At 46.5% G+C, this 12,549-nt stretch carries 10 protein-coding genes; 8 read left to right on the top strand and 2 right to left on the bottom strand.

Annotated elements, in window-relative coordinates; genetic code table 11:
• Positions 1-55: 55 nt before the first annotated feature.
• The 7 genes from ACFVVF_RS09640 (at position 56) to ACFVVF_RS09610 (ending at position 7,821) form a co-directional block, all read left to right on the top strand.
• A complete protein-coding gene (locus tag ACFVVF_RS09640; protein WP_042163390.1) occupies positions 56-925 on the top strand; it encodes a YitT family protein in 870 nt (289 codons plus the stop codon).
• Positions 926-1,054: 129 nt separating this feature from the next.
• Positions 1,055-2,296 carry a histidine kinase gene (locus ACFVVF_RS09635; RefSeq protein ID WP_387807685.1) on the top strand — a complete coding sequence of 414 codons (1,242 nt, stop codon included), beginning with the start codon at positions 1,055-1,057 and terminating at the stop codon, positions 2,294-2,296.
• A 13-nt stretch (positions 2,297-2,309) separates the two neighbouring features.
• Positions 2,310-2,939: a response regulator gene (locus ACFVVF_RS09630; protein ID WP_387808969.1), complete on the top strand. Its 630-nt coding sequence runs from the start codon at positions 2,310-2,312 to the stop codon at positions 2,937-2,939.
• A gap of 253 nt (positions 2,940-3,192) precedes the next feature.
• Positions 3,193-4,236: a peptide-methionine (S)-S-oxide reductase MsrA gene (msrA, locus tag ACFVVF_RS09625; protein ID WP_387808965.1), complete on the top strand. Its 1,044-nt coding sequence runs from the start codon at positions 3,193-3,195 to the stop codon at positions 4,234-4,236.
• A gap of 51 nt (positions 4,237-4,287) precedes the next feature.
• A complete protein-coding gene (locus ACFVVF_RS09620; RefSeq protein ID WP_387807682.1) occupies positions 4,288-4,749 on the top strand; it encodes a DinB family protein in 462 nt (153 codons plus the stop codon).
• A 133-nt stretch (positions 4,750-4,882) separates the two neighbouring features.
• A complete protein-coding gene (locus ACFVVF_RS09615; protein WP_387807679.1) occupies positions 4,883-6,652 on the top strand; it encodes a methyl-accepting chemotaxis protein in 1,770 nt (589 codons plus the stop codon).
• Between the two features lie 272 nt (positions 6,653-6,924).
• Positions 6,925-7,821 (top strand): alpha/beta hydrolase, encoded by an 897-nt coding sequence (locus tag ACFVVF_RS09610; protein WP_387807676.1) that lies wholly within the window; start codon positions 6,925-6,927, stop codon positions 7,819-7,821.
• A 126-nt stretch (positions 7,822-7,947) separates the two neighbouring features.
• Here ACFVVF_RS09610 and ACFVVF_RS09605 read toward each other — a convergent pair whose 3' ends face one another.
• Positions 7,948-8,943: an ABC transporter substrate-binding protein gene (locus tag ACFVVF_RS09605; protein WP_387807675.1), complete on the bottom strand. Its 996-nt coding sequence runs from the start codon at positions 8,941-8,943 to the stop codon at positions 7,948-7,950.
• Positions 8,944-9,052: 109 nt separating this feature from the next.
• The gene (locus ACFVVF_RS09600) at positions 9,053-10,636 is read right to left on the bottom strand and encodes an ABC transporter substrate-binding protein (RefSeq protein WP_387807672.1); all 1,584 of its coding nucleotides are present in this window, start codon (positions 10,634-10,636) and stop codon (positions 9,053-9,055) included.
• A gap of 580 nt (positions 10,637-11,216) precedes the next feature.
• On the opposite strand from ACFVVF_RS09600, the gene ACFVVF_RS09595 reads away from it, so the two are divergent.
• Complete coding sequence (locus ACFVVF_RS09595; RefSeq protein ID WP_387807669.1) at positions 11,217-12,491, top strand: ABC transporter substrate-binding protein; 1,275 nt, start codon at positions 11,217-11,219, stop codon at positions 12,489-12,491.
• Positions 12,492-12,549 lie beyond the last annotated feature (58 nt).

Raw genomic sequence — 12,549 nt, 5'->3', positions numbered from 1 at the left:
TTGCAAATAATTATATACTGTATACTATCAATTTGTAGTCAGGAGAGAAAACGGCATGAACAGCAAAAAACAAACCTCACCGGCAGTAAAAGTCATTTCAAAAGTACTGTTGGTTATGATCGGAGCCATTATCACGGCATACGGTCTCGAAGCGATATTAATACCGAACAACGTCTCGGACGGCGGCGTGACAGGCATTAGTATCGTTGGTTCACAAATGTTCGGATTACCATTAGGGATGCTTATTGGAATTATCAACATTCCTTTTGTATGGTTAGGCTATAAGCAGATCGGTAAAAGCTTTGCGATTTATTCCGTTATCGGTATCGCCTCGCTGGCAGTCAGCACTACACTCATGCACCATGTTCCTACAATTATTGAAGGGGATACGCTGTTAGTTACCGTTGTTGGCGGGATTATTATCGGTTTCGGGATGGGTTTAGCCCTGCGTAATGGCGGAGCATTGGATGGAATAGATATGCTAGCGGTACTGCTGTCGCGGAAATTGCCTTTTGGAACGAGTGATCTGATTCTATTCTTAAATATGTTTGTATTTATTATCGTTTCAACGGTGTTCGGCCTTCAAGGAGCTATTCTGTCGGCACTTGCTTACTTTATTGCATCTAAGGTTATACATATTGTGGAAGAAGGCTTGAGCGGCTCGAAAACGTTTAAGATCATTACGAAGCAGCCAGATATCATTATCGAGACGATTCGGGACCGCTTAGGCCGTGGAGCGACCTATACCGATGTGTATGGTGGTTACTCCAACGAGCCGTTCAAAGAAATCACTTGTGTCATTAACCGGATGGAAGAAAGCAAAATTAAAGAAATTATCCAGCAAATAGATCCTAATGCCTTTATCATCGTCTATGATGTAGCTGAGGTTAAGGGCGGCACCTTTAAGAAAAAGGATATTCACTAGCTGTATAAGATTAGCTCACTGAAAAAGTGGAAAGCCGCTAAATTAGCGGCTTTTCTTGATATTAGGCCAATCAGTTATATGATATAATCGCCATGACAATGACACCATGAAGAAGGGGAGGTACAGCCAATGCTTCAAGATGAGAAGTTTATAAAAGGCGGGCCTCTGTCCTGGAAGCTCTTTTTCGGGCTGAAGCTCATACTTGGCTTGCTCGTCTCCGGTATTTTTTATTTTGAGACGTCAATTGAGGCCTTTTGGCGGTTCAGCTTCCTAGTATTTTCGGTTGTGGTGTTTCTGCTCGTCAATCTGTTCTATTCGAATGCAGAGAAGCGGAAAAAATGGCTGTTTCATCTGCTCATTCTGGATTTTCTAGTATCCGCTGCTTATGGCTATATCTTTATCGGCGGACACTTTCCGAATCAGCTGTTCGTTGGCATTACGGCACTAGCGATTCTTATGTTTTTAAACAATTTTCGCATGCTTATCCTCACTTGCCTGTTTTTGCTGATCCTCTATCTGGTGACGATGGGCAGTGTCGATTGGTATTTATATGGGCAGTTTGATAGCATGAGCTATTTCATTACCTGCTCTTTCATTATATTTGCAGGTATTGTCAGCTCGCTGATTCATTTCTATCAGAAGGCGCGCAAGGATACGCAGAAGCTATACGAGCAGCTGATGGAGTCTCATGAGCGTCTTCAGGAGTATGCGATTAAGGCAGAAGAGTGGGCAGCTGCTAGAGAGCGTGTGCGAATTGCTCGCGATATTCATGATACGGTGGGCCATAAGCTGACGAGCCTGATTGTGCAAATGCAGGCCGCTCGCAAGCTGAGTCAGATAGATGCGGGGCGAAGCGAGAAGCTCTATCTGGAGAGCGAGGATCTGGTGCGATCTGCTCTTCAGGAGGTCCGACTTACAGTCCGGACGATCAGGGACGAACCGGTTCAGCCGATGTTTCTGCATGAAAGTCTGGACAAGCTGTCGGAAGAGTTCACGAAGTTTACGCAGGTTGAGACTCGATTTGAGGCTGAAGGAAGCACGGTGCCGCTGCCGGGTGAGCTTCAGCTCGCGGCATACCGCATCGTACAGGAATCGCTCACGAATGCTAAGAAGCATGCAGATGCAGAACATGCGGTTATCCGAATTGTCTATTCGGAGGGCGGGTTCTCGCTTCGCATCTCCAATGACGGCAGCGTGCCGGACGAAGTGAAGCCGGGCTTTGGATTATTAAATCTTCAAGAGCGAGTAAAGGAATGGAATGGCCGGGTATCCTTCGGGAAGATTGACCGGACGCAGTTTGCGGTGCAAGCAGACTTTCCATATCCAAACACAGAAACGGAGGTGCCGCTTCTTGAGAATTCTGGTAGTTGACGATCAGCGGCTTATGCGGGAGGGGCTTGCGACCATCCTCAATCTGGAGCCTGATATGGAAGTGGTTGGGACAGCTATCGACGGCCGGGATGCGTTTGCTAAAGTAACTGAATTGCAGCCGGATGTCGTATTAATGGATATCCGCATGCCAGGCATGGACGGGGTGGAAGGCGCCGAGCTGATTCTAAGGCACTTCCCGGAAATGAAAGTATTGATCTTGACCACCTTTGATGATGCAGAGCTGATTCTGCGCGTATTGGAGAAGGGTGTGCATGGCTATTTGCTGAAGGACATGCCCTCCGAGGCTATCGTCAGTGCCATCCAAACGGTATACAATGGGGGAACGGTTCTTCAGCCGGATATTACGGCCATGCTGCTGAAGGAATTGAAGAAAATGCCGGCTGTCCCGTCTGTGCCGGCGCCTCTGTTGAATGAGAATGATGGAGAACGGCTGGGAAGTCTGACTGACCGGGAGAAGGAAATTTTGGCTTTATTGGGGCAAGGCCTGAATAATAAGGAAATAGCTGACCGGCTGTTTATTTCAGAAGGGACGGTCAAGAACCACGTATCGAGCCTGATGTCCAAGCTTGGGCTGCGCGACCGGACACAAGCAGCAGTATTCTCAGTCCGTCATTATAAGTAATTAAATAGCATGACTTTTGGCAGGGGGGTGAAAATCTTCCGGTCCGTTCACTAAAAATGTATACATAAATCCATGACAACCCGCACATTTGCTGCGGGTTTTTTGTTGTTAAAATTCAGCTATAGACAGGCGAGATCATATGGAGGTGGCAGAAATGAGGTTTAAAAAATACCGATATTACGTATTGCCGGTTGCTCTGGCTGTCGTCATGGCCTACTACTTCTACAATGGGCCTAACCAATCCGCATTGATGATGGAGGGACATAAGTCTGTAAATATTGCACATGCCGGTCCCGTAACGAAATATGAAACTGCCATTTTTGCAGGAGGCTGCTTCTGGCAGTTTGAGCCGTACTTTGAGGATCTTACAGGCGTTCTCAGTGTTTCAACCGGATATACAGGAGGTCATACCGAGAATCCGACCTATAACGAAGTATCCTCTGGAGGAACTGGACATTTGGAGTCGCTGGAAGTTCGTTTTAACCCGAGCCAGATTTCATATGACAAGCTGCTGCAGGTATTCTGGCACAGCATTGACCCAACAACTGCAGACGGCCAGTTCGACAACCGCGGCCCGCAATATCATACCGCTGTGTTCTACAACAGCGAGGAGCAAAAAGCTGCCGCTGAAGCTTCCAGAGATGCACTAGCAGAATCTGAGAAATTCGACAAGCCCATAGTGACCGAGATTGCTGCTGCAACTGAATTTTACATGGCAGAGGAAGAGCATCAGGACTATTACAAAAAAAATCCGTTTCTCTATAAGCTTAACCAGTATATGTCGGGGAGGGATTCCTTTTTGAATCGAACTTGGGGATCAGACAGGACAGAAGAGGCTGCTGATCAAGAGAAAGCCGTGAAGGATTTCAATAAGGCGGAGCGGCTGAAAGCATTGACTACGATTCAATATAACGTAACCCAGAAAGACGCAGATGAACGGCCGTTCGAGAATGAATATTGGGATAACCAGCAAGAAGGTATCTACGTGGATATTGTTTCCGGTGAGCCGCTGTTTAGCTCCAAGGACCAATTTGATGCCGGAACAGGCTGGCCTAGCTTTACACAGCCGCTAGACAAGGATCATGTTGTGCTGAAAGAAAAAGGCGGCTTTTTCTCTAAGTCTACCCAGGTAAGAAGCCGAGATGCCGATTCTTTCTTGGGTGATCTGTTCCATGATGGCCCTGAGCCTACGGGACTTCGCTATTGTATCAATTCTGCATCGTTGAAGTTCATTCCGAAGGAAGAGCTGAAAGATAAAGGCTATGGCGATTATGCCGGGCAATTCGAAGAGCAGTAATACTAGAAGGATACGGAAAGTTAGGTCGACCAATATGAGGAGGTATAAACGATGAGAAACGATTTTATTTTCGACATTTTGAAGAGCCGTCATAATCAATTGATAGAGCTGGTTGCCCAGTGTCCGGAGGATAAGCGTAATATTGTGCCGGAAGGCTTCAAGAACAGCATTCACTGGCATATCGGACATGTGCTTACGGTGACAGAATTTCATGTGTTTGGCCTTTCGGAATTTGAACAGAATCAGAAGCTTCCTGCAAGCTATCAAGACTTTTTCGCCTATGGCACGAAGCCCGCAGACTGGCAGAGCGAACCGCCCGCATGGGATTTGCTGATCGGTCAATTACGGAAACAGCCGGACGAGATCCGGGAATTGCTGGAGACTAAGCTGGACGTACCGGTAAAAGAAAACTTTTTGAAGGCGGAGACGTTCGGTGAATTGATTGTCTCCACGGTGCTGCATGCAGCCGATCATATCGGCTTTGTCTCCGCCTTGCTGAAGGCATTGAAATAATTGTACGATTCTAAATCCATGACAGCAGTTCAAAGGGAACTTTGGACTGCTGTTAATGGGTTATACAGCTAAATCCGGCGTATACAGGCGATACGCTGTATGATACGGGATTTATTTCAACGGGGGGATCATCATGAAAGGAAAGACAGAGGGGAACAGAAGACAATGGCGGTTCACAATCCGGAATAAATTGCTGGTCACTTCGCTCGCAATTCTGATCATTCCGGCATTGCTGGTAGGGAGCATGAGCATCTGGGTGTCAGCGCGAGAAGGCGATCGGCAGACGGAGACAAATCTTCGGAACACGGTACAAATGGCTTCGGAGCTGATCGTCTCGTTCGAGGATGCCGTTAAGAAAGGCTCAATAAGCAAGGAAGAGGCGCAGGAGAAGATGAAGCAGCTGCTTCTTGGGCCAAAGCAGGGGGATGGCACACGGACCATTAATACAAATATAGATATTGGCGAGCACGGGTATTTTTTTGTGCTGAATGATCAGGGTGATCTGATTGCCCACCCGTCGCAGGAAGGGGAGCCTTTCTGGGACAAGCAGACCAGTGACGGCTTTTATCATATCCGGGATATGCTCCAGAAAGGGCAGCAGCCGGGCGGCGGTGTTACCGTGTATAGATGGCCGCTGCCAGATTCGAAAGCAGACGCTATGAAAATTGCCTATTCGCTAAGGAACAAGGAATGGGGATGGACGATAGTAGCCGGCTCTTACATCAAGGACTATAACGCGGGACAACAGCGAATTGTCCAAGGTATTGTATATACGCTGCTGGGATGTATTGCAGCCGGCGGGATTATCATTATCCTGTTCGCGATGCGTCTTACCCGGCCGCTTGTCCAATTGACACAGCAGGCCAGACAGGTGGCTGCAGGCGATTTGTCACAACGAGCGTTTGCTATACATAGCCGAGATGAAATTGGCGACCTGTACGACTCCTTTCAGATCATGCATAGCGGATTAAGGGAGCTGTCGCAGGGGCTGCTCTCCCATGCGGATGCGCTGTCTTTGGCCTCCCGTGACTTGTCCGTCACCTTCGGGGAGACAACAGCAGCGACAGATCAAATTTCCGTATCCGCACAAGAAGTGGCTTTAAGCAATAACACGCAAAAAAGAAGTCTGCAAGAGAGCACTTATGCGATGGAAGAGCTGTCAGTCAGTGCGCATCGGATTGCATCTACCTCATCGACAGCTCTTGAGGCTTCACAGGTTACTTTAACCCATGCCGAACATGGAAACGGGCTGATCTCACAGTCAACAGAGCAAATAGCTGCCGTATCTGCAACGGTGGGCGACCTTGCACTAATTGTTAATCAGTTGAATGAGCGGTCGCATCAGATCGGTGAGATCATTGATGCGATGACGGCTATTTCGTCGCAAACCAATCTGCTGGCGCTTAATGCAGCGATCGAGGCTGCACGGGCTGGCGAGGAGGGCAAAGGCTTTGCGGTTGTTGCGGACGAGATCCGGAAGCTGGCGGAGCGCTCCAGAATATCCGCAATGGAAGTCACCGAGCTGATTCAGGCCATTCTCGCTGATATTAATAAAGCAGCCCTTGCTATGGATCAAGGCGAGCAGGAGGTACAGGCTGGCGTTGATTCCATCCGGCATTCGGGGGAGGCGTTCCAGCGCATCCTGATCGCAACACGCAGCGCCGTCTTTCATGTAAAAGAAACCTCTGCTGCAGCTGAACAGATTTCTGCAAGCTCTCAGGAGTTCAACGCTTCCCTGCAAGAAATTGATCACATGTCGGTTAGATCCAATGATCTGGCACAGACAATTTCTGTCGCAACGGCCGAACAGCTTGCGGCGATGGAAGAGATCTCCGCTTCGGCAGATTCGGTGAATCGGATATCGGAAGAGATGCTTCTGCTCGTGAAGCGATTTAAGCTATAGCTTCTTGTAAAAAAAGGACAAGCCATGCAGAGTATGATGCGTATGGCTTGTTCTTTTTGCGCTGCTAAAAATGGGCTTGACCCTGCAAATCCGGCTTTGTTTCAGGAAGGAAAGTATATTCTTTTAAAATCAATGTAAATTCTTAAAATAACTTTTTTATATATGCGTTATTGCCAATATACCTATACATATCTATGTAATATTCGGTTTTTAACTTTTATAATAATGGTGTAGTAATAAGCAACAAGAGACCACATCAGGAGGAATATTTCATGAAGGAATCATTGCGCCAAGCGCATCGTTTGTTTAAAGAAAATTTGCCAAGCAATCCGGCATCGATTGAAGAGTTGAGGGCAGGTGTAGAAGCGATGTTTGGTCTGCTGCCTGTAGCAAGCGATTTAGTTACAGAAAAGGTAGACATCGATGGCATGGAAGCGGAGTGGCAACTGCTTCCGGAATCTAAAGATGACCGCGTGCTGCTATACTTTCACGGCGGAGGCTTTATGTACGGGAGTATTGAATCCTACCGGATCGAATCCAGTGAAATGGGTAGAGCGGCTCAAGCACGCGTGTTGTCGATCAATTACCGCCTGGCTCCGGAGCATCCGTTTCCTGCTCCGATTGAAGATGCGTTGAAGGCCTATGACTGGCTGTTGGATCAAGGGTATAAACCTCATAATATAATCATTGGCGGAGTTTCGGCAGGAGGAAATTTAACAGCTGCCTTATTGATGAAGATCAGGGACACCAAGACACCTATGCCTGCCGGAGGGGTCATGGTTTCACCGTGGATTGATTTGGGACAAACAGGTGAAACCTATGTCACGAAAGAGGGAGTAGATCCTGTCGTAACCAAAGAAGCCCTCGTGCAGCTGGCCGACAATTATTTGAACGGAGTTTCCCCGAATGTACCTTATGCGTCACCGATTTATGGTGATTTGAGAGGGCTTCCGCCGATTTACGTAATGGTTGGGGAGTCTGAACTTATGCTGAGTGAAGCTCTGACGTTTGTAACTCAGGCTGCAATGGCAGGTGTTGATATCCGTTTCAGATCTTGGCCTTCCATGTTCCACAACTGGCTTAGCTTTCATTCCACTTTGGAGGAAGCGCAAGAAGGCGTAATCAGTACCGGAAACTTCATGAATGAATTGTACGAGAAAAATCAGTAATAGATTTGAGAAAAACGCAATTATTAAAGAAGTTGATAGCTTTAATAGCCATATCGGAGAAGCTCCGGTATGGCTATTTTTCATATCCTATTGATCATTTCTGATCTAGCTACCCTTCCGCCGAGCTTACTGTTTCTGAGAAAGCCATGCCGCAAGCTCCTCTGTCTGTGAGAGAACTGCGATGGGATCATAGTACCAGGAGCGCTCTTCCTTCCACACATATAGACGGTCATTTTTGACAGCGTCTAACGTATTCCACAGCGGATCTTTCTTATAATCCTCAAGTGTCCGTGAGTTTGAAGTTAGAATGATATAGTCGCCAGCATATTGAGTCATCATTTCTTTGGACAGCTCCACATATTGCTTCTCCATAATTTCAGCTGCTACGCCGGAAGGCGGCTTGCGGCCAAGCGCCTGATAAATTGGCTGCCCGCCCCGGCCAAAATTATCTCCATACACATATACGGCTTTTTCGACATCTTCAAAGATCGTAAAGGTAGCTTCAGGAGGAATCGCTTGATCCACTTGCTCTCTCGCTTTAGCTAGTCTGTCCTCATACGCTGCCAGCCAAGCTTCAGCCTCTTGCTCCCGGCCAAGCAGCTTGCCGAAGTAGGTCAATTCTTCTCGGGCGTTTTTCAAATCGCCATAAGGGACAGAGATAGTAGGAGCTGCTTTGGACAGATTGTCATATTTGGCGGGATCATTTTCCGCTGTGATGATCAGATCCGGCTGCAACGCAAGGATCTTTTCCAGAGAAACGTTGCCATAGTCGCCGATATCTTCAACACCTTTAAGCGCTTCAGCAAAATAGAGATTTTTTAAATGCAGTCCAGGTGTACCAACAGGCGTAACCCCTAGCGCAATTAGAGAACCCAGATAGTCATCGGTTACGATGCGCATCGGCTTAACAGGGATTTCAATATCGCCATTTTTTGTGGATACGATTTTGGTCGTTGATGCTGTCGTTCCATCTGCAGACGAATCTGCTGTCGCAGCAGCTGCCGGAGGGACGTTGTTGTTACCAGCTGCCGTTGAATTGTTGTTTCCGCAAGCTGCCAGAAGCAGCACAAGCATGAGTAAAGCAAGCCCTAACCAGGAAGAACTCCATTTGTTTTGTTTCATGTGCTTAATTCCCCTCAATCTCTAATAATGATAATCATCCTCACTTGATTACTTTAAGCTTGTATGCATCCTATCGCCATGTCATAAAATGATATGGAAGGATGGCATTTTATGATATGAAACTGGCCATTAATAGTTTCAGTTGCTGCAAGGTGGATTGAGGGTCAAATCCATAGAAGAGATCGGCATGCTTCAGAATCACAACACGATGCTGCTTAACGGCCTCCATAGCAAGCCAGTCTGGTAAATCAAATAGCCGTTCTGTCTGCGGAGAATAGGGCGAATCCAAGAGCACGATATAATCTGCGGGATAATTGCAAATCTCATCCAGAGGCACTTCGATATAACCGCTTGTACGTATTCCTTTTTGGATTAAGAGATCAGGCATCTCAAAACCAAGATCATCATATAGCACATGCCCGCCGCGGCCATAACGATTGCCAAACGCATAGGCCGTATTCTCTTGTATTTCCCATATAATAAGGCTTCCGCGGCCGCCGAGTGCCTTATCCAGTTGAATATTGGCAAGCTTCACTTGCAGATTATACTGCTCAAGCAGATGCTCTGCCTGCTGCTGCTTTCCGGCGATTTCTGCAATTTGACGAAACTGCTCTCGCCAATCGAGTCTCATGAACGGCAAGGCAACTACGGGGGCAATGCTTCTCAGCTTCATGTCCTCGGACAACTTCTCGAAGCCAATGACGACATCCGGCATCAGCGTCTGTACCTGTTCATAGCTGCCGTAGTTCCCATCCCACCCAAGCTCTTGTCCCTGATCGTTTGGTGTACTTGAATATTGCGTTTGCACAAATGCGGAGTAAGCACCCAGAATCGGCTGGGTTTGTAAGGTAAGCAGCATCGCGGTATAGTTGTAATTTGTCGACAAAATGCGTTTTGGCTTGCGAAGGAATGTAGTGGGGGAGATCCCTACTACTTGCTTAAATTTGCGGCTTAAATAATAGCCGTCTTTGTAACCAACCTTCAGAGCTAGATCATGCAAATTACTTGGATTTCCAGTTAACAGTTGTTGCTGGACTTCCCTAATGCGCAGCGTGTTCATATAAGAGCTGAAGGTGCTGCCAATCTGTTTATGAAAAGTCCGGGAGAAATGCTCCGGGCTAATGCTTCCTAGCGCGGCAAGCTGCTCTCGTGTAAGCTCTTCGCGATAATGCAAATGGATATGGCTTAGCACGCTGCGAAGCCAATCACTTCCCTGGCAGACGGCTTTCTCCAATTCAAGCAGAAGCTGTTCAATAAGTTCAAGAAACAGCCGCTGAGCTTGAAAAGGCTGCTCGGATCTCGACTGCCACGCGGTATACAACCCTAGAGCCAGCATAGCCGTACGATAAGAGCCAGCAAGGGGCAATATACTGTTGGGCAGCGGCCTGGGAGCAGAATGATTCAGTGTTGTACAACTGTATTCAATGAGAAATGCCCGTTGTACCTGTTCCTCTATTATTTGAAGACTGGAACCTTTATCGCATAACAATACCGAATGGCCTTTTAAAGACTGCTCAAGCTTATTCACACGAAGTCGTAAGCTGCCATCCATAACGACCAGTAAAGAAGGATGTTCACGGCTTGTCAAATGACCTTCAATAGAGAAGGCGTCCAGTAAACTGCGAATTTTAACAGGAAAATAATACGTATAGTCAGGCATCCTGGTTATCGGTCTGCTCTTATTATTGTTCATAAGGACACCTCCAACTTATATTGTGAATGATAATTATTATCAATTAGAATTATAGTTGATGCATGACTGATATTCAAGAATAGGTAGAAATAACAGTGGTTGAACATCGGTACCGTTCTCGTCATGTAAATACGGCTTCGAGAAGACGACGGCAATACAAGTTTAAATGGAACTTCAAGAACAAAAGATTTTTAATAAAAAGGCACTTGTAAAAGTAAAAAGGGGCGTATATAATATGATCACAAGATGAAAGCGGTTTATATGTTAGCGTTTGCAGTGAATGTGGAATCGATACCAGAGAAAACCAAGGGAAGCAAATGAGGGATTAAAATTATACTTCATCGTAAAGTTTGATAACAATATGGAATCGATACCAGATCGAATGGCCAGAATCATTTCTGGAATCGATACCATACTAATGGTCTCAAATATGGTATCGGTTCCAGTCAAGTGCCGAATGAAAGGTTGTATGACTGAAGGAGGTGATGCAAAAGATAAATAAATGAATGTGAAGAAAATGAAGGATGGAATCATTAACAAGCTAAGCAAATGATCGTTACTAAATAGGGGGAATATACCAATGAAAATGAAAGCCTATTCCAGTATTTTATTGGCACTATGCCTTGCACTTGTCATTTCAGCTTGCTCTCAAAACACTTCTAAAACAGATAACGAAAACAAAGGCGATAATGGAAAAGTTACGCTTAAGCTATGGTACTGGAACGGCGCTTTTTCTGATGCATCGCTTCAAGCGGCAAAAGAAAAGTTTCCAAATATCAATTTGGAAGCCGAAAAGCTTCCATCCGGCGATGATTATCTGACAAAGCTAAGAACGACACTTGCTGGCGGCGGTAATGGCCCGGACATTGTAGCGATGGACAGCTGGGTTTCCTCCATGCTGCAGTACAAAGATCAATTCGTGAATTTGTATGACCAGGGCGCCCGTGACATTGAATCCCAATACTTGGACTGGAAATGGAAGCTGGCTGCAGATCAAGAAAATAGCTATTTAATCGGGCTTCCGATTGACGTAGCACCGGTCGTACTGTTCTACCGCACAGATTTGTTTAAGCAAGCCGGTGTAGCGAGCACGCCTCAAGAGCTTCACGAGCAAGTGAAGAGCTGGGAAGATTACTTTGAATTGCTGAAGAAAGTAAAGGATAAAACCGGCAGCCAAACCGGTAATATCGCGGATATCTTCAGATCGATTGTTGGTCAAAGCGCAGAAAACTTCTTTGATAAAGACGGGAAATATATTGGTGACCAAGGGGATGTGAAACGCGCTTGGGATCTTTCGGTTAAAGCGTTCCAAGACGGACTGACCTTCCCGTTCACGAGTGATACGGAGAAAAATGCAGCAATCAATGCGAACAAAATTAACTCCTTTAACGGCGCTTCGTGGAGCGTTGGCGATTTGGTCAGCGCTGCACCGGATACAAAGGGTAAATGGGGAATTGCTTATCCTCCGGGCGGAGTTGGCAACCAAGGGGGCTCTTTCTTAGGCGCATTGAAGCATACGAAGCATCCAAAAGAAGCTTATGAAGTGATCAAGTTCCTGGTAAGCCCTGATAACCTGGTTCAAGCCTATAAGGAATTCGGCAATTACCCGTCCACACCGGGAATTTATAACCTGCCGGAAATGGAAAGCAAAAATGATTTCTTCGGCGGACAAAACTTGAATGAAGTGTTTAGTGAAGCGGCTAAGGATGTGCAAGTTGCGCCGACCAATCCGCAAGACATCATGGTTCTGAATACGATTGTTGAAGGCTTGACCCAAGTAGACACCATGAAAAAGGATTCTAACAAGGCATGGGAAGAAGCCCAAACGAAAGTTAAACGCCAGCTTTCACGTTAATCGTTAAATCGTTACAACACAGGGAGAGCGCCTTAGCTTTCCCTGTACATCCTACTAG

This window comes from Paenibacillus sp. NPDC058174, from assembly GCF_042883865.1.
Classification (GTDB): domain Bacteria; phylum Bacillota; class Bacilli; order Paenibacillales; family Paenibacillaceae; genus Pristimantibacillus.
This window is presented reverse-complemented; position numbering and strand designations above follow the sequence as displayed.